This is a genomic window from Azospirillum lipoferum, assembly GCF_024170005.1.
In the GTDB taxonomy this organism is placed as follows: domain Bacteria; phylum Pseudomonadota; class Alphaproteobacteria; order Azospirillales; family Azospirillaceae; genus Azospirillum; species Azospirillum lipoferum.
Genome location: NZ_JALJXJ010000004.1, coordinates 484,601 through 509,483 on the forward strand (window position 1 = coordinate 484,601; position 24,883 = coordinate 509,483).

The window sequence follows — 24,883 nt, forward strand, 5'->3', positions numbered from 1 at the left end:
GCCGGCTACTCCGCCGCCGCCCGGCCGGCGGAGGCGTCGTTGCCGGGCTCCGCCGCGTCCTTCCGCCGCCACGGCCGCAGCCAGCGGCCGAGCCGGTTGCCCAGCCGGTCCATGTAGAGATAGACCACCGGCGTGGTGTAGAGCGTCAGCACCTGACTGAGCAGAAGCCCGCCGACGATGGCGATGCCCATCGGTTTGCGCAGTTCCGAGCCGGTGCCGTTCTCCAGCGCCAGCGGCAGGGCGCCGAGCAGGGCCGCCATGGTGGTCATCATGATCGGGCGGAAACGCAGGAGCGAGGCCTCGTAGATCGAGCGTTCCGGCGCCATGCCCTGGTTGCGCTCCGCCTCCAGGGCGAAGTCGATCATCATGATGGCGTTCTTCTTGACGATGCCGATCAGCAGCACGATGCCGACGAGCGCGATCAGCGACAGGTCATGGCCGGTCGCCATCAGCGCCAGCAGGGCGCCGATGCCGGCGGACGGCAAGGTCGACAGGATGGTGATGGGGTGGATCGTGCTCTCGTACAGCACGCCCAGCACGATGTAGACGGCGACCACCGCCGCCAGGATCAGCCAGGGCTGGGTGTCGAGCGAGGAGCGGAACTCGGCGGCCGTGCCGGCGAAGCGGGCGGTCGCGGTGTCGGGCATGCCGATGCCGTCGCGCGCCTGCTGGATCGCCGCCACCGCCGCCCCCAGCGAGACGCCGGGCGCCACGTTGAAGGACAGGGTGACGGAGGGGAACTGGCCCTGGTGGGTGATGACCAGCGGCGCGGTCTTGCGCTCCACCGACACGATGGCGTTCAAAGGCACGACGGTGCCGCCGCTGGCCTTTACATAGATCTTGGACAGCGACGCCGGGTCCATCTGGAAGGACGGCTCGACCTCCAGGATCACGCGGTACTGGTTGGTCTGGGTGTAGATGGTGGAGACCTGACGCTGGCCGAAGGCGTCGTACAGCGTGTCGTCGATGGCCTGGGGCAGCACATGCAGGCGGCTCGCCGCGTCGCGGTCGATGGTGAGATAGACCTGCAGGCCGTCCGGCTGCTGGTCGGTCGCCACGTCGGTCAGTTCGGGCCTCGCGCGCAAGGCCTCCAGCAGGCGCGGAGTCCAGCTTTCCAGCTCGCGCGGGTCGGCGTCCTGCAGGACATACTGGTACTGGGTGCGGCTGACCCGGCTGTCGATCTGCACGTCCTGCACCGCCTGCATGAACAGCGAGACGCCCTTCAGGTCGCCGGTGGCGGCGCGCAGGCGGGCGATGATCTCCTCCGCCGAAGAACTCCGCTGGTCGCGCGGCTTCAGCGCGATGGTCAGGTTGCCGGTGTTGGTGGTGGCGTTCACCGTGCCGGTGCCGACGAAGCTCGCCACCCCGGCGACGTCGGGATCGCGCCGCACGATGTCGGCGACCTCGCGCTGGCGCTCCGCCATCGCCTTGACCGAGATGGAAGGGGCGGCGTCGGTGACGCCGATGACGACGCCGGTGTCCTGCTGCGGCAGGAAGCCCTTCGGCACCACGCCATAGAGGTAGAGGGTGGCGGCCAGCGTCGCGATGGTGACCAGCAGCGTCGCCGGCTGGTGGCGCAGCACGAAGCGCAGCGAGGCGGCATAGCCGCTCAGCAGCGCGTCGAAGCCGCGCTCGGTCCAGCGGAACAGGCCGTTGGGCTTGCTTTCCGTTTCGGGCTTCAGCAGGCGGGCGCACATCATCGGCGTCAGCGTCAGCGAGATCACCGCCGACACCAGCACGGCGATGGACAGCGTGATGGCGAATTCGCGGAACAGCCGGCCGACCACGCCGCCCATGAACAGCAGCGGGATGAACACCGCGATCAGCGACAGGGTCAGCGAAACGACGGTGAAGCCGATCTGGCGCGCCCCTTTCAGCGCCGCCTGCAACGGCTTCTCGCCCTCCTCGATGTAGCGGACGATGTTCTCGATCATCACGATGGCATCGTCGACGACGAAGCCGGACGCGATGGTCAGCGCCATCAGCGACAGGTTGTCCAGGCTGAAGCCGCACAGCGCCATGATGCCGAAGGTGCCGATCAGCGACAGCGGCAATGCTGCGGCCGGGATCACCGTCGCCCACGCCTTGCGCAGGAACAGGAAGATCACCAGCACCACCAGCCCGGCGGTCAGCACCAGCGTCTTCTGCACATCGACCACCGAGGCGCGGATGGTCTCCGTCCGGTCGGTCAGCACCGCCATGTGGATCTGCGGCGGCAGGCTGGCCTGGAGCGCGGGCAGCAGCTTGCGGATGCGGTCGACCGTGTCGATGATGTTGGCGCCGGGCTGGCGCAGCACGTTCAGCAGCACGGCCGGCTTGCCGTCATGCCAAGCGGCGAGCCGGGTGTTCTCCACCGAATCGACGACGGTGCCGATGTCGGTCAGCCGCACCGGGCCGCCGTTCTTGTAGGCGACGATGATCGGGCGGTAGGCGGCGGCATTCTCGATCTGGTCGTTGACGCCGATCGACCAGGACTGGCGCGGGCCGTCGAAGCTGCCCTTGGGCGCATTCACGTTGGCCTGGGTGATGGTGGTCCGCACGTCCTCCAGCGTCAGGCCGAGACCGGCGACCGCGGCGGGGTTGACCTGGACGCGGACGGCGGGGCGCAGCCCGCCCTCGATCCCGACATAGCCGACGCCGTCGACCTGGGACAGCTTCTGCGCCAGCAGCGTGTCGGCGGCGTCGCTGACGGTCTCCAGCCGCAGGGACTCGGAACTCAGCGCCAGCACCATCACCGGCGTGTCGGCCGGGTTGACCTTGTCGTAGACCGGCGGATTGGGCAGGCCCTTGGGCAGAGTGCCCGACGCGGCGCTGATCGCAGACTGCACATCCTGCGAGGCGGCGTCGATGTCGCGGGTCAGGTCGAATTGCAGGGTGATGACCGACAGCCCGAAGGAGCTGGTCGACACCATCGACGAGATGCCGGCGATCTGGCCAAGCTGCCGTTCCAGCGGGGCGGTGACTGAGGAGGCCATCACGTCGGGGGCCGCACCCGGCAACTGGGTGGTGACGCGCACCGTCGGGAAATCGACCGTCGGCAGCGAGGAGATCGGCAGGGTGCTGTAGCCCAGCAGGCCCAGCAGCACCACCGCCAGCATCAGCAGGCCGGTAGCGACCGGCCGCAAGATGAAGGGGGCGGAGATGTTCATGAGGGCTGCCGTCCCTCACGCGGGGCGGCGGGGGCGGTGCCGGCCGGGGCTGCCCCAACCGGCGCTGCCGAGGCGACGGGCTCGACGATGCGGATCTTGGAGCCGGGCTGCAGACGGTACTGGCCGTCCACCACCACCCGCTCGCCGGGGGTCAGGCCCTCGTCGATGATCGCCTTGGTCTCCTCCTGGCGGGCGACCCTGATCGGGCGCTGCTCCACCGTCAGGTCGTCCTTGATGACGTAGGCGTAGGTGCCCTGCGGCCCGCGCTGCACCACGGTGGCGGGGACGGTGGTGGCGCCGCGGCGGATGGTGGACAGCAGGCGGACATTGACGAACTGGCCCGGCCACAGCTTCTGCGGGTCGTTGGGCATCTCGGCCTTCAGCCGGATGGTGCCGGTGCCGGTGTCGATCAAATTGTCCACCACCGACAGCTTGCCGGAGTCGAGCAGGCGGCGGCCTTCGCGGTCCTGCGCCTCCACCTTCACCGGCCCCTGCGCCTGGGCGGCGAGCACCGCCTGCAACTGCTTCTCCGGCAGGGTGAAGAGGACGGCGATGGGCTGGATCTGCGTGATGGTGGCGATGCCGTTCTGGTCGCTGGCCCGCACCACGTTGCCCTGGTCGACGTTGCGCAGGCCGATCCGGCCGCTGAGCGGGGCGGTGATGGTGGTGTAGTTCAACTGGACCTGCACCGCCTCGATCGCCGCCTCGTCGGCGCGGATCTGCGCCTCGTACTGGGCGACCAGGGCGCGCTGGGTGTCCACCGTCTGGCGCGAGGCGAATTCCTTCAGGCCCATATTGCGCTCGAGGTCGCGGCGGGCATTGGCGAGCTGAGCCTCGTCCTGCGCCTTCTTGGCGACCGCCTGCGCCAGCTGGGCCTGGAGCGGGCGGGAATCGATGGTCGCCAGCAGGTCGCCGGCCTTGACCAGCTGGCCTTCCTGGAGCGAGACGCGTTGAAGCTCGCCGTCGACGCGGGCGCGCACGGTGACCGTGTTGAAGGCCTGGACCGTGCCGATGCCGTCGAACCAGATCGGCACGTCCTCGCGCGCCACCGTGCCGGCCTGAACCGCCACCACGCTGTTGCGCGGTCCGCCGGGAGGAGCGCCGCGCGGACCGGGGGGCTGGCCCGGCTCGGACGTCGCCTGAGGCGCCAGCTTCTGCTGGACCGCGTACCCGATGCCGCCGACCAGCCCGGCAAGAACAACACCGGTGACCACCGGCTTCCAACGAATCGTCATGACCTGTTCCGACGCTTGTCCGGACGCTTGACCGGACGGCGCGTTCGGCCGCCCCGGTCTTTCTGTCCGTCCCTGGTACGGGGCGGCGGGGCGGATTCGTCGGGGGGGTGGTGAAGATTTTTTTAGAGGCACCTGCTGCCCTCTCCCGGGGCGGAAGAGGGGGGTGCACGCGATTGTCGGCGTGCATACCCGAATAGGAATTGAAGATAATAATCATTTGCATTATGAGGGCGTCAAAGTGCGAATGATTCTTATTCGTATTGAGGGGGCGATCACGTGAAGAGACGAGTGGACGGCGGTCGGATGTCGCGAGGGGCGGCGTTCGGCGCCATGGTGCTGGGTGGCCTGATGGTGCCGGCGGTGGCCCAGGTGGCGGTGGCGCAAAGTGCCGGGGGGCAGGGCGCCGGTGGACCCGATGGTACCGCCTTGCAGATGCCGGCGGTGACGGTGACCGGGCGGGGCGAAACGGCGCTGACGCCGGTGACCGGCTATGTCGCCAACCAGCAGGCGACCGGTACCAAGACCGATACGCCGCTGATCGAGACGCCGCAGTCGATCTCCGTCATCCCGGCCGACCAGATCCGCGACCAGAACGCGCAGACGCTGAATCAGGTGGTGCGCTACACCGCCGGCGTGACGGCGGAGACGCGCGGCGCGGTGGCGACCCGCTATGACCAGTTGAAGATCCGCGGCTTCGACGCCGACACCTATCTGAACGGGCTGAAGCTCCAGTCGCTTTATTACACGGCATCGCAGATCGATCCCTATCTGCTGGAGCGGGCGGAGGTGCTGAAGGGCCCGACCTCCGTGCTGTATGGGCAGGCGCAGCCCGGCGGCATCATCAATCAGGTCAGCAAGCGCCCGACCGCCACCGCGCTGAACGAGGTCGGGATCGAATACGGCACCGACAATCACTGGCGCGGCACCGCCGATTTCTCCGGTCCGATCGACAAGGACGGCAAGTTCCTCTACCGGCTGACCGCGGTGGGCCTCAGCGAGGACGGCCAGATCCGGATGACGGAGAACGAGCGCATCGCCGTCGCCCCCTCCTTCACCTGGCGGCCGGATGCCGAGACCAGCCTGACCCTGCTGGGCTTCTACCAGCACGACCCGAAGGGCAATTCCTATGGCGGCATCCCGCCACAGGGTACGGTGCTGTCCAACCCGCTGGGCAAAATCCCGGTCGATTTCTATGACGGCGACCCGAATTACGAGAAGTTCGACCGCCGTCAGGCCTCGGTCGGCTATGCCTTCGACAAGAAGCTGGGCGACGTCTGGACCATGCGGCTGAACGGGCGCTGGCTGAACGCCAAGGTCGCCTACGACAGCCTGTATGCCAACGGCCTCGACGCCGACAACCGCACCCTCTACCGCGGCATCGCCACCTCGCGGGAGGAGATGAACGCCTACGCCTTCGACAACCAGATCGAAGGGCGCTTCTCCACCGGTCCGGTCGGCCACACGCTGCTGGCCGGCGTCGACCATCAGCGGCTGGACGGCCATTACACAGCCGGCTTCGGGCTGGCGCCATCCATCGACGTCTTCAACCCGGTCTACGGCATCGCCGTCACTCCGCCGGCGGTCTACCGCACCGACATCGACGGCCGTCAGACCGGCGTCTATCTCCAGGACCAGATGAAGCTGGGCGGCTTCGTCCTGACGGTCGCCGGGCGCCGCGACTGGGCGAAGACCACCTCGACCACCGCGTTCGGCAGCAGCACACAGTCCGATCAGGCCTGGACCGGCCGCGCCGGCCTGACCTACGTCTTCGAGAACGGCATCGCCCCCTACATCAGCTATGCCGAATCCTTCACGCCCAGCAGCGGCGTCGATTTCGGCGGCAAGCCCTTCAAGCCGGAGGAGGGGACCCAGTACGAGGTCGGCGTGAAGTATCAGCCGCCCGGCCTCAACAGCCTGTTCACCGCGGCGCTGTTCGACCTGACCCGCAGCAACCTGCTGACCAGCGACCCCGCCCACCCCGGCTTCTCCGTCCAGACCGGCGAGGCGCGGTCGCGCGGCATCGAACTGGAGGCCAAGGCCAGCGTCACCAAGGACCTGGAGCTGATCGGCACCTACACCTTCCTCGACACCAAATACACCAAGGACAACAGCGGGCTGGAGGGCAAGCGCCTGGCCGCCGTGCCGCGCCATCAGGCGTCGGCCTGGGCGATGTACCACATGCCGGAGGGCATCGCGTTGACTGGCCTCGGCGTCGGCGCCGGCCTGCGCTACACCGGCAGCACCGTGAACACGGCCAATACTTTCAAGGTGCCGTCCTTCACCCTGGTCGACGCCACGGTGTCCTACGACCTGGGCGCCCTGTCGCCGAAGCTCCAGGGGGCGGAGGTCACCGTCAACGGCAAGAACCTGTTCGACAAGGAATATGTCGCCTCCTGCTACTACGGCGACTGGTGTGCCTACGGGTATCGGCGGACGGTGACCGCCGGCCTGCGCTACCGCTGGTAAATCCCGTGCCGTCCCTCCTTCCCCCTTGGCAAAGGAAGCCGTCATGACGCCTGCGAGCCTGCGGGGCTGGCGCCTCGTCCACCGCTGGACCAGCCTGATCTGTTCGGCCAACCTGCTGATCCTCTGCGTCACCGGGCTGATCCTGGTGTTCCACCACGAGATCCAGCATCTGATGGGGGAGGATCTCGACAGCAGCTACACGGAGGGGCAGGCCCGCCTGCCGCTCCAGTCGCTGGTCGACATCGCGCAGAAGGCCGACCCGGCGCTGGTGCCCAAGCTGCTGTCCTTCGATCCGGAGGACAAGGCGGTCAACTACATCTATCTGGGCCAGCCGGAGGAGCGCGGTTTCGACCTGGGGCGCTGGGTGGTGCTGAACGGCTTCACCGGGGCCAACCAGATGTTGAAGCAGCCGGAGGAGACGCTGGTCGGCTTCCTCTTGAAGCTGCATGTCGACCTGTTCACCGGCTTCGCCGGCCAGATGTTCGTCGGGGTGATGGGGCTGCTGTTCGTGGTCAGCACGGTCAGCGGGCTGGTCGTCTACGGCCCCTTCATGAAGAAGCTGGCCTTCGGCATCCTGCGCTTCGGCCGGGGAACCCGGATTGGCAACATCGACCTGCACAATCTGTTCGGCGTGGCGACCCTGGTCTGGGCCTTCGTCGTCGGGCTGACCGGCGCCATCCTGTCCTTCTCGCCGCTGATCACCGGCTATTGGCAGAAGACGGAGCTGGCGGCGATGACCGCCCGCCATCCGGAGCCGATGACGGGACCGGCGGTGTCGATCGACCGGGTGGCCGCGGCTGGGCTGGCGGCCTTTCCCGGCAAGGATCTCGCCTTCATCGCCTATCCCGGCAACGAGTATGCCGGCAGCCGCCATTTCAGCGTGGTGGTGCGCGGCCATACCGAACTGACGCAGCGGCTGCTCAGCGTCGCCCTGGTCGATGCCGAGACCGGCGTGGTCGCCGAGGCGGCCGGCACGCCCTGGTACATGACGGTGCTGATGCTGTCGGGGCCGTTCCATTTCGGCGATTACGGCGGCCTGCCGTTGCAGATCATCTGGGCGCTGTTCACCATCGTCACCGGGGTGGTGACGGTGACCGGCTTCGTCGTCTGGCTGAAACGGCCGCGGGCGCGGTCGGCATCTGACAGGAATGCGTCCGGCGCCAAGCTGGGGAGCAAGGCATGAGCGGGGAAGGCATGAGCGGGGTCTGGCGCATTCCGGCCGCGCTGGCCGTGCTGTCCGTCATCGGGCTGGCCGCCGCCATTTTGGGCGACGGCCTGTGGGACTGGCTGTGCTGGGCGACCCTGTCGGTGCCGCTGGCCGCCTGCGCGGTCAAGCTGTGGCGGCAGTGGCCCGGCCGGCCGGCTGCGTGAAGGAAGTGCGAAAGGGAATTCTGTCACCTGTCAGTTTTTCTTGACGGTATGTCGGCCCACCTGTAAGTAAAATCTTACTGGTGGGTGGCGGAGCGGACATGACCTGCAGCGGCGACCAATTGCTCGAGATGCTGTCGGCGCTGGCAAACCCGCACCGGCTGCGGATCTTGGCGACGCTGAGCAGCATGGGGCGGACCTATGTCAGTCAACTGGCGCGCGAGATCGGCATCAGCCGCCCGCTTCTGCACCTTCATCTGCGGAAGCTGGAGGAGGCGGGGCTCGTCACCAGCCGGCTTGAAATCTCTCCGGATGGGAAGGCCCTCAACTTCTTCGAAGTCGCCCCGTTCGCGATCGAGCTGACGCCTGCGGCGATCGCCGAAGCCGCGCCTTCCCTGACCGCAACCAGCAGACATTCCGACTCCTGAAGGAGCGCCCGATGACCGGCAGAGAATCCTATTTCCTTCTCGTCACGATCCTCGTCCTGATGACGATCCTCCTGATCTTCGCGATGAAGTATTGTTCGTCGGCCCGCCGGATCCGGGCACAGACCGCCGGCGACGCCGCATACCGCGACCTTGCCGAGAGGACGCTCAAGGCGCAGGAGGAGCTGACCGCGACCCTGGTTTCGATCAGGGGCAGCGTCACACAGATCGAGGGCCGGCTCGCCAGCGTGGAGAAAGTCCTGAAGGACGTCGGATGATGGTGCCACAGTCCGATGGTGAAAGGGCCGGCAGCGAAGATCGCAGGCAGATGCTGTGGATGCGGACGGCCTGCCTCGTCGAAGGCGGCACGCTGATCTTCCTGCTTTTCGTGGCCGTGCCGTTGAAGCATCTCGCCGGCTTTCCCGACGCGGTGAAGGCGATGGGACCGATCCACGGTCTCGCCTTCCTGACCTATCTCTGGATGCTGACCCGGATGGTGTCGGCCGGCGGCTGGTCGCGGGGTGAGACGATCAAGCTCTTCGTCGCCGCCATGGTGCCCTTCGGCGCCTTCTTCAGCGCGCGCACCCTGACCCGGCGGGCGGCGCTCGCCTCCACCCAGTGAGGCGCGGCCATGATCTACCTGTGGCTGAAGGCGTTCCACATCGTCTCGGTGACGGTCTGGATCGGCGGGATGTTCGTCGCGGCCATCGCCGTGGCCGCCATCGCCGCATCGAAGAGCCTGCCCGACGCGCCTGGACGAGCTGACCTCATTGGGGCGGTGCGTCGCTGGGACCGGCGGGCGACCTCGCCGGCGATGCTGCTGGCCTGGCTCTTCGGGCTGGCGGTGGCGACCGAAGGCGGCTGGTTCGGCGCGCGCTGGCTGATGATGAAGCTGGTGTTCGTCGTCGCCCTGTCCGGCCTGCACGGGATGCTGTCGGGCACGCTCCGCAAACTTGCCCGGCCTGATGAGCGGCCTTCGCCGGCATCGGGCCATGCACTGCCGGCGATCGTCGGCGCGGTCGTCGTGATCGTGCTTCTCGTGGTCCTGAAGCCGCCCTGAGAGGCTGTCCTGTATTGGGGGGCGGTGAGGCGGCGGCCTGCCATCCTCACCGTCGCCCCTTATCCGCAGGCCCCTACTTCATGGACGGGAAGGCGAACTGGGCGCCTTCGCGGACGCCGCCGGCCGGCCAGCGCTGGGTGATGGTCTTGCGGCGGGTGTAGAAGCGCACGCCGTCCGGACCGTAGGCCGACAGATCGCCGAACAGCGACCGCTTCCAGCCGCCGAAGCTGTGATAGGCGACCGGCACCGGCAGCGGCACGTTGATGCCGACCATGCCGACCTTGATCATGTCGCTGAAATAGCGGGCGGCCTCGCCGTCGCGAGTGAACAGGCAGGTGCCGTTGCCGTATTCGTGGGCGTCGATCAGGTCCATGCCTTCCTGCATCGTCCTGACCCGGACGAGGCAGAGGACCGGGCCGAAGATTTCCTCCCGGTAGATGGTCATGTCCGGGGTGACGCGGTCGAACAGGCAGCCGCCCAGGAAATTGCCGTTCTCATGGCCGGGCACCACCAGCCCGCGGCCGTCCACCGCCAGCTCGGCGCCCTCGGCGACGCCCTGGTCGACATAGGCCTTCACCTTCTCGTAATGGGCGCGGGTGACCAGCGGCCCCATCTCGCAGCCGGCCGAGGTGCCGGCACCGACCTTGAGGTCGCGCAGCGCCACCGACAGCTTGTCCCGCAGCCGGTCGGCCACCTCGTCGCCCACCGCGACGACGACGGAAATCGCCATGCAGCGCTCGCCGCAGGAGCCGTAGGCTGCCCCCATCAGTGCGCTGACCGCGTTGTCGAGGTCGGCGTCGGGCATGACGATGGCGTGGTTCTTGGCCCCGCCCAGCGCCTGCACCCGCTTCCCATGGGCGGTGGCGGTCGCATAGACATACTCGGCGATCGGGGTGGAACCGACGAAGCTGACGCCCTGCACCCGCGGATCGGTCAGCAGCGTGTCCACCGCCTCCTTGTCGCCGTTGACGACGTTCAGCACGCCCGGCGGCAGGCCGGCCTGTTCGGCCAGCTGGGCGACGTAGAGGGCGGCACTCGGGTCGCGCTCCGACGGCTTCAGGACGAAGGTGTTCCCGCAGGCGATGGCGATCGGGTACATCCACAGCGGCACCATCGCCGGGAAGTTGAAGGGCGTGATGCCGGCGACGACGCCCAGCGGCTGGAACTCCGACCAGCTGTCGATGCTGGGGCCGACATTCTTGGAGAACTCGCCCTTCAGCAGCTCCGGCACGCCGCAGGCATATTCGACATTCTCGATGCCGCGGGTCAGCTCGCCGAAGGCGTCGTCCAGGACCTTGCCGTGTTCCTGGGTGATGAGGGCGCAGACGCGCTCCGCATTCTCCTCCAGCAACTGCTTGAAGCGGAACATGACGCGGGCGCGCTTGGCCGGCGGCGTGGCGCGCCAGGCCGGGAAGGCGGCCTCGGCGGCGGCGATCGCCTCCTCGACCGTCTTGCGGCCGGCGAGCGCCACCTGACCGGCGATCTCGCCGGTGGCGGGGTTGACGATGTCGGCGGTGCGGCTGTCGGCGGGGGCGTCGGTCTTGCCGCCGATCAGGTGCGGAACGATGGGCATTGGGCTTTTCCCGGAATGTCGCGTGTGGAGGTTCTTACGCCGTGGCCCTTACGCCGTGGCCTGGATCGCGTCGGCGACGACGTTGAACAGACGGTCGAGATCCTCGCGCTCGCTGATGAAATGCGGGCCGAACTGGAGGGTGTCGCCGCCGTAGCGCACGTAATAGCCGGCGTCCCAGCACTTCATGGCGATCTCGTAGGGCCGCCGCGCCGGCTCGCCCGGAAGCGGCGCGATGGTGACGGCGCCGGCAAGGCCGCAGTTGCGGATGTCGGCGACGTTCTTCAGCCCCTTCAGCCCGTGGATCAGCCCTTCGAAATGCGGCATCAGCGCCGCGGCCTTGTCGGCCAGCTTCTCGCGCTCGAACAGCTCCAGCGCCGCGAGGCCGGCGGCGCAGGCGACCGGGTGGGCGGAGTAGGTGTAGCCGTGCGGGAACTCCACCAGATACTCGGGCCCGCCATTGTCCATGAAGGTCTGGTAGATCTCGCGGCTGGCGACCACGGCGCCCATCGGCACCGCACCGTTGGTCAGGCCCTTGGCGACGTTCATGATGTCAGGGACCACGCCGAAGTAATCGGCGCCGAAGGCGGTGCCCATGCGGCCGAAGCCGGTGATGACCTCGTCGAAGATCAGCAGGATGCCATGCCTAGTGCAGATCTCGCGCAGGCGCTGGAGATAGCCCTTGGGCGGCGGCAGCACGCCGGCCGACCCGGCCATCGGCTCCACCACCACCGCGGCGATGTTGGAGGCGTCGTGCAGCGCCACCAGATCCTCCAGCGCGTCGGCCAGATGGGCGCCTTCGTCCGGCATGCCCTTGATGAACAGATTCTGCGGCAGCAGAGTGTGCGGCAGATGGTCGGCGTCGACGCCGGTGCCGAACAGCTTGCGGTTGCCGACGATGCCGCCCAGGCTGGTGCCGCCGAAATTGACGCCGTGATAGCCCTTCACCCGGCCGATCAGCTTGGTCTTGGCCGGCTGCCCCTTCATTCGCCAATAAGCCCGCGCCATCTTCAGCGAGGTGTCGGCCGCTTCCGACCCGGAATTGACGAAGAAGACATGGTCCAGCCCGGCCGGCGTCATCGAGGCCAGCTTGTGCGCCAGCTTGAAGGCGGCGGTGTGGCCGTACTGGAAGGCGGGGCTGTAGTCGAGCGTGGCGATCTGCTGCGCCACCGCGTCGGCGATCTCGCGGCGGCAATGGCCGGCGCCGCTGCACCACAGGCCGGACAGGCTGTCATAGATCTTGCGGCCCTGTGCGTCCCAGTACCAGGCGCCCTCCGCCTTCGTCATGATGCGCGGGTTCTTCTTGAACTCGCGGTTGGCGGTGAAGGGCATCCAGTGCGCGTCAAGCTCCTCGCGCGTCAGTCCGGCAGCCGTGGCCAGGGCATCGGCATGGGCGTGGTCGTTGTCGAGGGGGGCCATCCGCTGTTCTCCCGATTCGGTTTGGGGGACGCATATGTCAGGGGTGCTGTCGGTCGTCAGTGTGAGCGGTTCGTGGTTGCCATCAAATCCAAAGTGGAAGAACTTCACGTAACCATCCGCTTAACTTTCCCGCTTAACTTTCCTGGGCAACAGCATGAGCAAGCCGGCCCGGTCAATGGCCCCGATCAGCGATGCCGACATCCGGCTGCTGCGCGTATTCCGGACGGTGGTTGAGTGCGGTGGCTTCTCCGCTGCCGAGGTGGAGCTGAACATCAGCCGAGCCGCGATCAGCCAGCATATGGCCGATCTGGAGCGCCGGCTCGGCCTGACGCTGTGCTGGCGCGGGCGGGCGGGGTTTCGGCTGACGGAGGAAGGGCGGCTGGCCTATGAGGCGACGCTGCGCCTGCTGGCGAGCACGGAGAGCTTCCGCAGCGAGATCAACACGGTCCACCGCCGCCTGCGCGGCGAATTGAACATCGGCATCACCGACAACCTCGTCACCATGCCGCAGATGCGGGTGACGCATGCGCTGCGCGGCCTGAAGCAGCTGGCGCCGGAGGTCCGCGTCAACATCCGCATGATCCCGCCCAACGAGATCGAGCGCGGCGTGCTGGACGGGCAGCTGCATGTCGGCGTCGTCCCGGTGCGCCGGGGGCTGCCGGGGTTGGTGGGCCTGCCGCTCTACAGTGAGGAGTCGCTGCTCTATTGTGGCGACGGCCATCCGCTGTTCGACCGGGCCAGTGGCGTGGTGACACGGGAAGCGGTGGAGGCGGCCGACGCGGTGGCGCCGACCCAGGCGCAGCTTCCCCATGAGCTGAACAACACCGCCACCGCCACCGACCGCGAGGGGGTGGCGTTCCTGATCCTGACCGGATGCTATGTCGGCTTCCTGCCCATCCACTATGCGCGGCAATGGGTGGAACGCGGCATGATGCGGGCGCTGCTGCCCGACACCTACCGTCATGCCCTGGAGTTCCAGGTGGTGACGAAGAAGGGCGCCCAGCCGAATCTGGTGCTGGAACGGTTCCTGGAAGTCCTGCGCGGCAACGGGAGCGGTGGGGACTCCTAGGTTTTCAGGCGTCGTCCGGCTCCGGCCTTGGCCTCCAGCGCCTCCTCGCCCAGCGCGTGCAGGACGGCGCCGGCGGCCAGGGTGCGCTCCTCCTCTCCGATCTGCATGCCCATCGGGTCGATGTTGGGGCTGGTCGCCGTCGCCTCCCCGGCGAAGCGGACCGTCACTTCGCGGTGGGCGAAGCGGATGCCCTCGCGGCGGAACAGGGCGTGGAGTTCCTGATACACCCGCTTGCGGATCTCCCACTGGTCGCCGGGCCGGGTCATGAACTTGACGCGGAGGATCATCGCGGAATCCTCCATCTGGATGACGCCCTGCGACTTCAGCGGTTGCAGGAACTTCGGCCCCAGATCGGGATCGTCCAGCAGTTCCTGGCCCAGCTGCTTGATGTGCTTGCGCACCTTCTCGACATCGGTGTCGTAGGTGATGCGCAGCGGCAGCTTCATGATCACCCAGTCGCGCGAATAGTTGGTCAGCTGGTGGATCTCGCCGAAGGGGACGGTGTGCAGCGGGCCGCGATGGTGGCGGAGCTGCATCGAGCGCACCGAGATCTTCTCCACCGTGCCGCGGATGGCGCCGATCTCGATGTACTCGCCCTTGCGGAAGGCGTCGTCGATCAGGAAGAAGGCGCCGGAGAAGATGTCGCGGATCAGCGTCTGCGCGCCGAAACCGATGGCGATGCCGGCCACACCCGCCCCGGCGAACAGCGGCGCGATGTTGACGCCGAGATCCATCAGCACGCTGAGCAGGATGGCGCCGATGATCGACAGCAGGATGAAGTTGCGCACCAGCGGCAGCAGCGTCGCCAGCCGGCTGGCCGAGCCGTGGCCGCCGCCCTCGTCGCCTGGAATGGCGCCGGATGTCGGCCCCTCTTCGGCGATCCGGCGGTCGATCCAGATGCGGACACCGTGATAGGCGACATAGCCGATCAGGCAGACCGTCATGATGCTGATGAGCTTGTCCGCCGCATCGCCGTGCATGCGCGGGACGTTCCACACCGACAGCGTCACCGCCACCCCGGCGGCGGCGGCGAGGATGCCGGCCACCCGCCGGGCCAGCGCCTCGTAGCTGTCGAGGGTGGCGGGCCGCGGGGCCTCCGCAGGGTGGCTGCCGTCCGGTGCTCCCTCCTGGCTCTCCTCCAGCGGCCGCCACAGGGTGCGGCGATGGTGGAACAGCCATTCGGTGGCATAGGTGACGGTGGCATAGACGGCGAGGATCGCCCCGGCGACCGCATAGGCGCCGATCAGCAGCGGCAGCTCGGTCGGCCAGCCCAGGATCAGGCGGTTGACCAGTGTCCCCCAGGCATAGGCGAAATAAGCCGCCACCACCGGAAACCACAGGCGCAGGGTCAGCCGCTCCAGCGGCGCCACCGCCGCCGCCGGGCGCCCGGCAAGGAAGGCGCGCTCGACCGTCTTCCGGTTGACGTAGAGTGCGGTGATCGTCGCCAGCACGGTCAGCAGGCCGAACAGCGCGACCAGCACCGCATGCGGGTCGTAGGGCATCCCCAGCGCTTCCAGCCAGACGGTGCTGCTCATCAGGGCGACGCCGACGGCACCGCTGACGGTCAGGTCGCGCCGCAGCCGGCGGACGGCCGGCGCCACCCCGGCGTCCGCGACCGCACCGGGCGGCATCACCAGCCGCCAGAACAGGGCGATGGCCCAGACCAGCAGATAGCCGACCCCGGCGATGATGGCGGTCTTCTCGGCCATCGGCGTCGGTTCCGGGAGCAGCACGGTGGCGAGCCCGAACCCGATCAGCGTGGCGATCAGCATGCCGCCCAGCGTCAGCAGCGCATGGGCGACCAGACGGGGAAAGCGGGCGGCCAGCACCGAACCGCCCGGCCTCGGCTCGGCAGGGCGGGGCAGCAGGCGCCGGGCGACCGGCCGCTGATAGACGAGATGCTGCACCCCGTGGCCGACCGCCATCAGGGCGAAGATCTGGCCGATCAGTTGCAGGAAATAGACGGGTTTGCCGGTCGGGCTCTGGGCGGTCAGAGTGGTGACGATGGCGGCCGGAATCCGTGGCGTGGCATGCAGCCGTTTGGCGAGCTTGCCGCGGAACCCCGCCATGCGGTCGCGCCCCTCGCTGAGCATCTGCATCATCATGCCATCGGCCGTGTCCGTGGCGGCAGCGGCTTGCGTTTGGGCGGCTGGGGCGGGAGCGGCGGCCTGCGGCGCCGCGGCCTGAGCCGACGCCTCCGCGAACGCCGGTGCTGTCGACAGCAGCCCCAGCAGCAGAAGCAGCAGTGCCGCGCCGAGCCGGATCGGCCACCGGGGGCGCAAGGGAAGGGCACGGGCGGGGAGCGGTGCGGTCGGCATGGCCTTGCGTCGCGAAGCGTGGCGGTCAACCCGATCAGAGTAGCGCAGATCGCGCGGCCGGGAAGCCTCTCCTGCGGCTTTGGTCAGGAGGTGGCGCATATGGCTCCCTCTCCCGCCCTGGGAGAGGGAGCTTTTCCGGACTCTAGCTGACCAGCCCGGCGGCCAGATTGACGCCCAGAGCCAGCACCGCGGTGTTGAACAGGAAGGACAGGGCGCCATGCATCAGCACCAGACGGCGCATGCCGGCGCCGCGGGTGGTCACGTCGGACACCTGCGCCGTCATGCCGACGGTGAAGCTGAAATAGAGGAACTCCAGATAGTCCGGCGCGTCGTTGCCGGGAAAATCCAGGCTGCGTTCCTGGACCGCCTGCCCGCCCAGCCAATAATCGTGGGCGTAATGCTGGGCGAAGAAGACGTGCAGGAAACCCCAGGACAGCAGGACCGTCACCGCCGACAGGGCGGCCGCCACGCCCTCATGCGGCGAGCCCTTGGCCGACACCAGCTCCGCCACGATGGCGACCAGGGCTGCCAGCGAGGCCAGGACCGCCCCGGCCAGCACCCCCCATTTGCCGGGGTCGAGCAGCTTGGCCCGCCGGCGCATCGACGCCACCGTGGCCCGGCTCATCAGGATGCTGGCCAGCAGGATGTAGGCGGCGACACCGCAATCCCAGCCGGTCAGCAGGGCGGTGGTCGGCCGCAGCCAGACGGCGGCGGCGGCCCCGGCAAGCAGGGCGATCACCAGGGCCCCGCTCAGCGATGGGCGGTTGCGCAGATGGGTCAGGCTGCGGCGCATCTTGTCTCCACTGACGGCGTGCGGCGAGGCGCACGCCGGTTCAGTTGGAGGCGGGATAGAGCGGAAGCAAGGTCTGCTGACGGCGCTGATAGCGTACCAATTCCAGCGCGGTCAGCGGCTGAGCCCCGGCGGCCCGGCAGGCGTCCGCCACCTCGAACATCAGCGCCTGCTGGTGGAACAGGGTGGCATAGGCGTCGCCCAGCCTGAACTCCGGATCCCACATGTGGATGGCCTCGGCCCCGGCGCCGTTCACCTCGATGATGCGGAAATCCTCGCCCACCGCCAGCCGCTCCACCGAGGCGAAGCGCACGTCGAAGCGGCCGAAATGGAAGCCCGGCATCTGGTCGGCGATCTCGTCGAAGCGCGCGGTCAGCGTCGCCGTGACATGGCCGCAGGCATCCTTGTAGAGGCCGCCGACGCGGCTGCTGCCAACCAGCGACAGACGCACCGTGCGTCCGGCCTCCGGCACCTCGTCCAGCCGGTCGGCCAGCGCCTCGTGATGCATGTCGGCCTTCCAGGAGGCGCGCGGATCGGCGGCGATCAGCTGGCGCAGGGTGGAGCGGCCGTCGCCCACCACATGCGGGTAATAGCGGAAGGTCATCGAGAAGATGCGCCCGTGCCGTTCCCCCGGCTTGCGGACGTAGAAGATCCCGGCCTCCCCGGCGTAGGGCACATGTTCCTGGAGGATCAGCCGGACGTCGGCCGGGAAGCCGTGGAGATAGGTGCAGAGGTCGGCGGCATCGCGCACCAGCCGCACGCCGATGCCGCGCCAGCCGATGTCGGGCTTGGCGACCAGCGGGAAGGACAGCCCGGCGCCGGACGCCAGCGACTCCAGCTGCGCCGGGGTCAGCGACGGGCGGTTGACCAGGGCGACGGATTTCGCCGCCCATTGCCGCGCCTCCGGACCGATCAGGTCCATGCAGGCGATCTTCGACTCGCCCAGCAGCCCGCCCGCCTCGATCGACGGGTTGGCGGCGGTCGGCAGCGACAGGCTGCGGTAGCGGACACCCAGCGCGAACCACTGCGCCACCAGCGGGATGTAGAACAGCAGCGGCGGGATGCGCTCCGCCCAGCCGATGGTGCGGGCGCCGGCCGGCACCAGCGGCAGGCCGGGCAGGGCGATGGTGCGCGGGGTCGGGCTGCCGTGCAGCGCATCGCGCAGGCCCTTGGGCAGCAGCGGCTCCAGCGCCGCCCGGATGCGGCCGAACAGCGCACGGGCGACGGACTGCGCCCGCTTGGTGCGCAGGATCACCAACAGGGCGGCGCAGCCGATGCCGATCACCTGGACCTGCAACGCCGCCGCCTCCAGCGAGGAGGTCATCAGCGTCAGCAGCAGCCCGACATGCACGCCGGCGGTCGCCAGCGTGATGGCGACGAAGCGCAGGAGCGGCACCCGCATCACGCCGCAGGCGAAATAGGTCGGGAACAAGACGCCGGGCACCAGACGGCAAGTCACCAGTGTCGGCAGCAGGTTCCTCTGCAAGGCGCCGCGGCAGCGTTCAAGCATAGGCCCTTCGGTCCGCCGCCGGATCCAACTGATCCGCAGAGACAATAGTCCGAGGACATAAATGAACAAATCGCCGATAACAATTCCACACAGCAGCGTGATGGCTGTCACGCCGATGCTGACGGTGCCGACGCTGACCAGGCTCGCGCCGACCGCAATTGCAACGTCTTCGTGCAGAAGCGTAAGCAAAGCAAGGCCCAGCAACAGGGGAAAACCGGCGAAGGCGGTTATTGGTTGCAATGCAGCAAACACGGGCGGGGTGTCCGTTGGGTAGGGGGCGGCTACGGTGCCTTCGGCAAAATTGCATAGGAAATGGTAAGCTTCACGTTAAAACTTTTATGGAACCGTGCGACATAGCGACTGTTTCTTTTGGGCCATATAAAAACGTTATGGCTATGATAGAAAATATGTGTTTGCAGCTATGGCGCTGGCGCGGCAGAGTGCCGTTCAATCGATGGCCGGCGGCTCAACCGCCACACGACATGACCAGGAGACGCACCGTGCAGAGCATCCAGTGGGACGACGCCTTCCTCCTTGAATCCCAGCTGACCGAGGATGAGAAGCTGGTGCGCGACAGCGCCCGCGCCTACTGCCAGGACCGGCTGCAACCCCGTGTCATCTCAGCCTTCCGCGAGGAGCGGTTCGACCGCGAGATCATGACCGAGATGGGCGAGCTGGGCCTGCTCGGCCCGACCATCCCGGAGGAGTATGGCGGGCCGGGCGTCAGCCACGTCGCCTACGGTCTGGTCGCCCGCGAGGTGGAGCGGGTCGACAGCGGCTACCGCTCCGCCATGTCGGTGCAGTCCTCGCTGGTCATGCATCCGATCTATTCCTACGGCAGCGAGGAGCAGAAGAAGAAGTGGCTGCCCCGTCTGGCCACCGGCGAGCTGGTCGGCTGCTTCGGCCTGACCGAGCCGGACCACGGTTCCGACCCTGGCGGCATGAAGACCCGCGCCACCAAGGTCGACGGCGGTTACCTGCTGTCCGGCTCCAAGATGTGGATCACCAACTCCCCGATCGCCGACCTTGCCGTCGTCTGGGCCAAGTCGGACGCCCATGACAACAAGATCAAGGGCTTCGTGGTGGAGCGCGGGACCAAGGGCTTCTCCACGCCCAAGATCGAGGGCAAGCTGTCGCTGCGCTCGTCGATCACCGGCGAGATCGTGCTGGACGAGGCCTTCGTCCCGGATGAGAACCTGCTGCCCAACGTGACGGGCCTGGGCGGTCCGTTCGGCTGCCTGAACAAGGCGCGCTACGGCATCGCCTGGGGCGTGCTGGGTGCGGCGGAGTTCTGCTGGCACGCTGCCCGCCAGTACACGCTGGACCGCAAGCAGTTCGGCCGTCCGCTGGCCCAGACCCAGCTGGTCCAGAAGAAGCTTGCCGACATGATGACGGAGATCACGCTGGGCCTGCAGGCCTGCCTGCGCGTCGGCCGCATGATGGACGACGGCAGCTGGTCGCCGGAAGCGATCTCGCTGATCAAGCGCAACAACTGCGGCAAGGCGCTCGACATCGCCCGCGTCGCCCGCGACATGCATGGCGGCAACGGTATTTCCGAAGAGTTCCAGGTCATCCGCCACATGGTGAACCTGGAGACGGTGAACACCTACGAAGGCACCCACGACGTCCACGCCCTGATCCTGGGCCGGGCGCAGACGGGCCTCCAGGCGTTCTTCTGAACGGGACGTCCATCCCCTTTCCCGCTTCTCGGGCCAACGCATGCGTTGCCGGCGGCATCGGGCGGATGCAGTCCGCTCCGATGTCCGGGAGAGGGAGGGAGCCATCGCGATGCGGCGTGGGCGTGGGCACGTACGGGAATCGGTGTGGTTGCGGATTCCCGGAACAAGCCCCTCCTCCCGGCCGTCGCCGGCTTCCTCTTTCCCGAAGCGGGAATTTTTCCGTACTTCGAAATTGGGATGATTGTCGGCTCAGTAGATAGACAATACACCCCGATTGCTTCCGTGGTCGTCCGTCAGGGCTGAGCTATCCTTTCCAATTCGGCGCAGGCCGATTTGGGAGGATTTTCCATGGCGACCTGGACTCCTGATCCCAGTTTCTACCCCTCGCCACGCATGGCGATGCAGGCACCTCCGGAACGGCTGGCCTATGTGGCGATGCTGAATGTCGCGGCGGGGCCGGATGCGCTGGGGGTGGTCGATGTCGATCCCTCCTCGGCCAGCTACGGCCGGCTCCTTCGACGGGTCGACATGCCGAATGCCGGCGACGAACTGCACCATTTCGGCTGGAACGCCTGCAGTTCCGCCCTGTGCCCCTACGCCCCGCATCCGCATGTGGAGCGGCGGTACCTGATCGTGCCCGGGCTGCGGTCGTCGCGCATCCACATCCTGGACACCAAGCCGGATCCGGCCAGCCCCAGGATCGTCAAGGTCATCGAGCCGGAGGAACTCGCGGCGCGCGCCAATTACTCCCGCCCGCACACGATGCATTGCGGGCCGGAAGGCATCTATGTCAGCGCGCTCGGCAACGGGAAGGGCGATGGCGGCGGGCCGGGCGGCGTCTTCCTGATGGACCACGAAACCTTCGAGGTGCTCGGCCAGTGGGAGATCGACCGCGGCCCGCAGTTCCTGGCCTATGATGTCTGGTGGCATCTCGGCCAGGACACGCTGATCACCAGCGAATGGGGCACGCCCGACATGATCGAGGACGGGCTGAACCCCGAGCTGCTGCTCGGCGCGAAATACGGCCATCAGGTCCATTTCTGGGATTTGCGCAAGCGCCGGCACCGTCAGACCATCGACCTGGGGCCGGAATACCAGCTGGCATTGGAACTGCGGCCGGCCCACGACCCGACCAAGGCCCATGGGTTCATGAATGCCGTGGTCAACCTGTCCGACCTGTCCTCGTCGATCTGGCTGTGGCATCGCGAGGATGACGGCAGCAGGTCCGGCCGGTGGGCCATGCGGAAGGTGATCGACATCCCGGCCGAACCGGCGGACCCGGATCTGCTGCCGCCGCTGCTCAAGGGCTTCAAGGCGGTGCCGCCGCTCGTCACCGACATCGACCTGTCGCTGGACGATCGCTGGCTCTACGTGTCCTGCTGGGGCACGGGGGAGATGCGGCGGTACGACGTCTCCGATCCGTTCCAGCCCAGGCTGACCGGCTCGGTGCGGTTGGGCGGGATCGTCGGACGCAACCGCCATCCCGGCGGCGATGCCGATGGCGGCGCCCTTAACGGCGGTCCGCAGATGGTCGAGGTCAGCCGCGACGGCAAGCGGGTCTACTTCACCAACTCGCTGTACCGGAGTTGGGACGACCAGTTCTACCCGGACGGCATCAAGAGCTGGATGGTCAAGCTCGATGCCGACCCGGACGGCGGACTGACCATCGACGAGCGGTTCTTCCTGCGCTTCGACGACGAGTTCCGCGCTCACCAGATCCGGCTGGAGGGGGGCGACGCCTCTTCGGATTCCTACTGCTATCCATGACCGCCATCTGAAGGGGCGCCTTTCCATGGACGACCCATGGCAATGGCTGGCGCTCGCCGGGCTCGGCGCCTTCCATGGACTCAACCCGGCGATGGGATGGCTCTTCGCCGTGGCTCTCGGCCTTCAGGAGGGGCGGCGCGGTGCCGTCATCAGGGCTCTGCCCCCGATCGCGCTCGGCCATGCCCTGTCGGTGCTGGTGGTGGTTGCGGGATTCGCCATCCTGCAGCTGGTCGTCACGGCGGCCCTGCTGAAGCTGGTCACGCCCTCCCTCCTGATCGGCTTCGGCCTCTACCGGCTGGCACGCGGATACCGTCACCGGCTGCGGGTCGGCATGCGCGCCGGCTTTGCCGGGCTGACGCTCTGGTCCTTCCTGATGGCGTCGGCCCATGGGGCCGGGCTGATGATCCTGCCCCTGCTGCTGGGCATGCTGGCGCCGGCGCAGCTGATGGCGCTGTCCCTGTGCGGACCGGGGGTGGAGATGACCGGCCCGGTCGCCGCACTGGGATCCGCGGCGGCCGGGCTGGCGGTGGTTCTGGTGCATATGGCGGCGATGCTGGCGGTGATCGCCGTCATCGGGCTGGCGGTTTTCGAAACCGTCGGGCTCGGCATCCTGCGCCGCGGCTGGGTAAACTTCGATCTGCTGTGGGCAGGCGCCCTGATCGGCACCGGAGCGGGGTTCCTGCTGCTGGGGTGAACCTGCTGGAGTGAGCCCCGTCAGGAAACTCACGCCGCCTTCACATCCCCGGTCGCCTGCTGGCGCACTTCCGTCAGGAAGCGCTCGACCTCGGCCGCCAGGGCGCGGGTCTGGCCGGACAGGCCGCGCGCTGCGTCCTGCACGCCGAGGGCGGTGCTGCCGGCGCTCTCCGCCGTGTGGGCCAGGGCGGCGATGGTCGCCGACACGTCCTGGGTGCCGAGTGCGGCCATCTCCACCGCCCGCGCGATCTCCTGGGTGGCGGAGTTCTGTTCCTGCACCGACTGGGTGATGGTGCCGGAGATGCCGTCGATCTCGGTGATGGTCGCCCCGATGGTACCGATGGCGTCGGCAGCCTCGCGGGTCACCGACTGCATGGCGTTGACCTGGGCGGCGATCTCGTCGGTGGCCCTGGCGGTCTGGTCGGCCAGCCCCTTCACCTCGGTCGCCACCACGGCGAAGCCCTTGCCGGCCTCGCCCGCCCGGGCCGCCTCGATGGTGGCGTTCAGCGCCAGCAGGTTGGTCTGCTTGGCGATGGCGTGGATCAGCCCGACCACCTGACCGATGCGCTCGGCATTGGCGATCAGCCCCTGGACGGTGGCGTTGGTGCGGTCGGTATGGGACACCGCCTCCCCGGCGATGCGGGCGGAATGGCCGACCTGCTCGGAAATGCCGCCGATGGAGCTGGCGAGTTCGGTTGCCGCCGCCGCGGCGGAGCGGACGTTGGACTGGATGTCGTCCGATTCGCGGGCGACGTTGCGGGTCTGGCTCGACGCCTCGCCCACCACCATCGCCATGCGGTCGGCGCTGTCGGCCATGCCGGCGGCCGACTCGGCGATGCCCTCGACCAGACGCTTCACCGTGCCCTGGAAACGGTCGGCGAGGTCGAGGAGGGCGGCGCGCTTGGCCTGCTCCGCCTTGGCGTCGGCTTCGGCTTGCGCCGCGTGCATGCGCTCGATGGCGCGGGCGTTGTCGCGGAAGACGGTGACCGAACCGGCCATGGCGCCGATCTCGTCAGAGCGGCCGTTGCCGGGCACCTCGACCGCGGTGTCGCCGTCGGCGAGCTTCGCCATCGCCGCCGACATGGCGCGCAGCGGGCGGATGACGATGCGGCCGAGCAGGACGTTCAGCAGGGCGATCTGCACCACCAGGGCGATCAGGCAGATGGCGATCTGGTTGCGCATCTGGGCGGCGATGGCGTCGATCTGCTGGTCCAGGTTCCAGGCGATCTGGAGGGCGCCGACCAGCCGGTTGCTCTTGCCGGTCACCACCGGAACCGTCACCACGATGTGGCCGTTGGCGGAGCGGGTCTGCGCCCCCTTGCCGGCCAGCACCGCCTCGACCAAATCCTGGTCGGCCTTCAGGTCGTATTTGGCGAAGCGCGGGTTGGAGAAGTCGGCCAGGGTGGATGATGCCGAGGCGGCGCGCAGCGAGGCGAGCTGGACCTCGTGGCTGTCGGCCAGCGGCATGAACTCCGTCTCGATGGAGGCGCCGTCGCCGGCGACGAAGCTGGTCTTGGTGGCGTTGGCCAGCATGTCGGTCTTGACGCGGGCGTCGTGCGTGGCGAGCCGCACCGCGTCGTCATACTGCATCTTGGCCTGAAGCCCCATGATGACGATGAAACCGCCGACGATGGCCGCGACGAAGGCCGCCGTCACCTTCCGCCCGACGCTCCAGAACCGCCGCGACCGGGATTCGGCCGCCTTGTTCCCTGCCATGCTCTTGTCCCTTCCCGTGCGGATGCCCTGCTGCGTCGCCGGCCGCGAAGGCACGACGATCCAATCGCCGGCAAGACCGGCGTTCGCTGTCAAAGCGTCAACGAATTGCAAAATTTAAATGGTATTGTAACAGGATGTCATGGTGTGCGCCATGATCTTCTTCTCTGACTTTCGGATGGTTGCCAGTCGTGATGGCAATCCCAAAGTCTTGTGTGGGCATGGTTAAAGTAAAGGCGCCGTCATCGCTTTGACGAGACGGCGCCTCTTCATGCCGGGAATGTCGCCATTCCGGATTCGGTTCTTTTGATTGTGCGTTTTGTCCCGATATGGTCAGGCTCTTTACGTCGCCGGACCATATCGGGAAAGGATCGTCTCAGCCGCGGGCCGGGTTGCGCTCCCGCCAGCCGAAGGGGCCGGCAGTCTCATAGAGCCACGGATACTGGTTGACCATGCGGCGTGCGATGGCGATGCGGTGGGCGGTCAGCGTGATGATGCCGATCACCAGCGTGTGGACGATGAAGCCCCACACGGACAGCAGCTGCCCGCCGAACAGCCCCCAGGCCAGGAAGCGGTCGCCCACCCCCAGCAGCAGCGAGTAGGCCAGCACGCTGGAGACCGGCTTCCACCCCTCGGCCAGCGTCTGCCCGGT

Annotated in this window: 20 protein-coding genes; 11 read left to right on the forward strand and 9 right to left on the reverse strand. The window is 67.9% G+C overall.

What is annotated here, in order from left to right:
- Window positions 1-5: 5 nt before the first annotated feature.
- Entirely contained in the window at window positions 6-3,149 is a 3,144-nt protein-coding gene (locus tag J2848_RS12340) for a multidrug efflux RND transporter permease subunit (RefSeq protein WP_149231283.1), read from the reverse strand.
- Window positions 3,146-4,384: an efflux RND transporter periplasmic adaptor subunit gene (locus J2848_RS12345; RefSeq protein WP_246193839.1), complete on the reverse strand. Its 1,239-nt coding sequence runs from the start codon at window positions 4,382-4,384 to the stop codon at window positions 3,146-3,148. The genes J2848_RS12340 and J2848_RS12345 overlap by 4 nt, the downstream gene beginning before the upstream one ends.
- A 276-nt stretch (window positions 4,385-4,660) precedes the next feature.
- Here J2848_RS12345 and J2848_RS12350 point away from each other — a divergent pair, with 276 nt between their 5' ends.
- The 7 genes from J2848_RS12350 (at window position 4,661) to J2848_RS12380 (ending at window position 9,703) form a co-directional block, all read left to right on the forward strand.
- Window positions 4,661-6,850 carry a TonB-dependent siderophore receptor gene (locus J2848_RS12350; RefSeq protein ID WP_246193840.1) on the forward strand — a complete coding sequence of 730 codons (2,190 nt, stop codon included), beginning with the start codon at window positions 4,661-4,663 and terminating at the stop codon, window positions 6,848-6,850.
- Between the two features lie 43 nt (window positions 6,851-6,893).
- Window positions 6,894-8,033, forward strand: coding sequence for a PepSY-associated TM helix domain-containing protein (locus tag J2848_RS12355; protein ID WP_149231284.1), 1,140 nt, complete (start codon window positions 6,894-6,896; stop codon window positions 8,031-8,033).
- Window positions 8,030-8,221 carry a hypothetical protein gene (locus J2848_RS12360; RefSeq protein WP_170307013.1) on the forward strand — a complete coding sequence of 64 codons (192 nt, stop codon included), beginning with the start codon at window positions 8,030-8,032 and terminating at the stop codon, window positions 8,219-8,221. The genes J2848_RS12355 and J2848_RS12360 overlap by 4 nt, the downstream gene beginning before the upstream one ends.
- 98 nt (window positions 8,222-8,319) lie before the next feature.
- Entirely contained in the window at window positions 8,320-8,646 is a 327-nt protein-coding gene (locus J2848_RS12365) for an ArsR/SmtB family transcription factor (RefSeq protein ID WP_149231285.1), read from the forward strand.
- Window positions 8,647-8,657: 11 nt separating this feature from the next.
- Complete coding sequence (locus tag J2848_RS12370; RefSeq protein ID WP_149231286.1) at window positions 8,658-8,921, forward strand: hypothetical protein; 264 nt, start codon at window positions 8,658-8,660, stop codon at window positions 8,919-8,921.
- Window positions 8,922-8,971: 50 nt separating this feature from the next.
- Window positions 8,972-9,265 (forward strand): DUF3817 domain-containing protein, encoded by a 294-nt coding sequence (locus tag J2848_RS12375; protein WP_246193841.1) that lies wholly within the window; start codon window positions 8,972-8,974, stop codon window positions 9,263-9,265.
- A 9-nt stretch (window positions 9,266-9,274) separates the two neighbouring features.
- Window positions 9,275-9,703 (forward strand): CopD family protein, encoded by a 429-nt coding sequence (locus J2848_RS12380; protein WP_149231288.1) that lies wholly within the window; start codon window positions 9,275-9,277, stop codon window positions 9,701-9,703.
- A gap of 73 nt (window positions 9,704-9,776) precedes the next feature.
- Here J2848_RS12380 and J2848_RS12385 read toward each other — a convergent pair whose 3' ends face one another.
- Together J2848_RS12385 and aptA are read right to left on the reverse strand one after the other, a co-directional pair.
- A complete protein-coding gene (locus tag J2848_RS12385; RefSeq protein ID WP_149231289.1) occupies window positions 9,777-11,276 on the reverse strand; it encodes a CoA-acylating methylmalonate-semialdehyde dehydrogenase in 1,500 nt (499 codons plus the stop codon).
- Between the two features lie 48 nt (window positions 11,277-11,324).
- Window positions 11,325-12,692, reverse strand: coding sequence for an omega-aminotransferase AptA (gene aptA, locus J2848_RS12390; RefSeq protein WP_149231290.1), 1,368 nt, complete (start codon window positions 12,690-12,692; stop codon window positions 11,325-11,327).
- A 154-nt stretch (window positions 12,693-12,846) separates the two neighbouring features.
- Between aptA and J2848_RS12395 the strand changes: the two genes are divergently transcribed.
- Window positions 12,847-13,761: a LysR family transcriptional regulator gene (locus tag J2848_RS12395; RefSeq protein WP_149231291.1), complete on the forward strand. Its 915-nt coding sequence runs from the start codon at window positions 12,847-12,849 to the stop codon at window positions 13,759-13,761.
- Here J2848_RS12395 and J2848_RS12400 read toward each other — a convergent pair.
- From J2848_RS12400 to J2848_RS12410, 3 genes are all read right to left on the reverse strand, one after another.
- Window positions 13,758-16,079 carry a mechanosensitive ion channel family protein gene (locus tag J2848_RS12400; RefSeq protein ID WP_149231292.1) on the reverse strand — a complete coding sequence of 774 codons (2,322 nt, stop codon included), beginning with the start codon at window positions 16,077-16,079 and terminating at the stop codon, window positions 13,758-13,760. The two genes, J2848_RS12395 and J2848_RS12400, sit on opposite strands and share 4 nt — an antisense overlap.
- 142 nt (window positions 16,080-16,221) lie before the next feature.
- A complete protein-coding gene (locus J2848_RS12405; protein ID WP_149231293.1) occupies window positions 16,222-16,872 on the reverse strand; it encodes a DUF1345 domain-containing protein in 651 nt (216 codons plus the stop codon).
- Between the two features lie 40 nt (window positions 16,873-16,912).
- Window positions 16,913-18,631, reverse strand: a complete 1,719-nt coding sequence (locus J2848_RS12410; RefSeq protein WP_149231294.1) for a VTT domain-containing protein — start codon at window positions 18,629-18,631, stop codon at window positions 16,913-16,915.
- A gap of 248 nt (window positions 18,632-18,879) precedes the next feature.
- Between J2848_RS12410 and J2848_RS12415 the strand changes: the two genes are divergently transcribed.
- The 3 genes from J2848_RS12415 to J2848_RS12425 all read left to right on the forward strand — a co-directional run bounded on the left by J2848_RS12415 (window position 18,880) and on the right by J2848_RS12425 (window position 22,519).
- Window positions 18,880-20,058 carry an acyl-CoA dehydrogenase gene (locus J2848_RS12415; RefSeq protein ID WP_211103093.1) on the forward strand — a complete coding sequence of 393 codons (1,179 nt, stop codon included), beginning with the start codon at window positions 18,880-18,882 and terminating at the stop codon, window positions 20,056-20,058.
- A 348-nt stretch (window positions 20,059-20,406) separates the two neighbouring features.
- Window positions 20,407-21,825, forward strand: coding sequence for a selenium-binding family protein (locus J2848_RS12420; protein ID WP_149231296.1), 1,419 nt, complete (start codon window positions 20,407-20,409; stop codon window positions 21,823-21,825).
- Window positions 21,826-21,850: 25 nt separating this feature from the next.
- Complete coding sequence (locus tag J2848_RS12425) at window positions 21,851-22,519, forward strand: hypothetical protein (RefSeq protein ID WP_149231297.1); 669 nt, start codon at window positions 21,851-21,853, stop codon at window positions 22,517-22,519.
- Between the two features lie 29 nt (window positions 22,520-22,548).
- Here the strand turns inward: J2848_RS12425 and J2848_RS12430 are convergent, their stop codons facing one another.
- Both J2848_RS12430 and J2848_RS12435 read right to left on the reverse strand, forming a co-directional pair.
- On the reverse strand, window positions 22,549-24,234 hold the full coding sequence (locus J2848_RS12430; protein WP_149231298.1) for a methyl-accepting chemotaxis protein: 1,686 nt from the start codon (window positions 24,232-24,234) through the stop codon (window positions 22,549-22,551).
- 373 nt (window positions 24,235-24,607) lie between these two features.
- Window positions 24,608-24,883: DUF6867 family protein (locus tag J2848_RS12435; RefSeq protein ID WP_253568637.1), on the reverse strand; the 276-nt coding region annotated here is incomplete at its 5' end.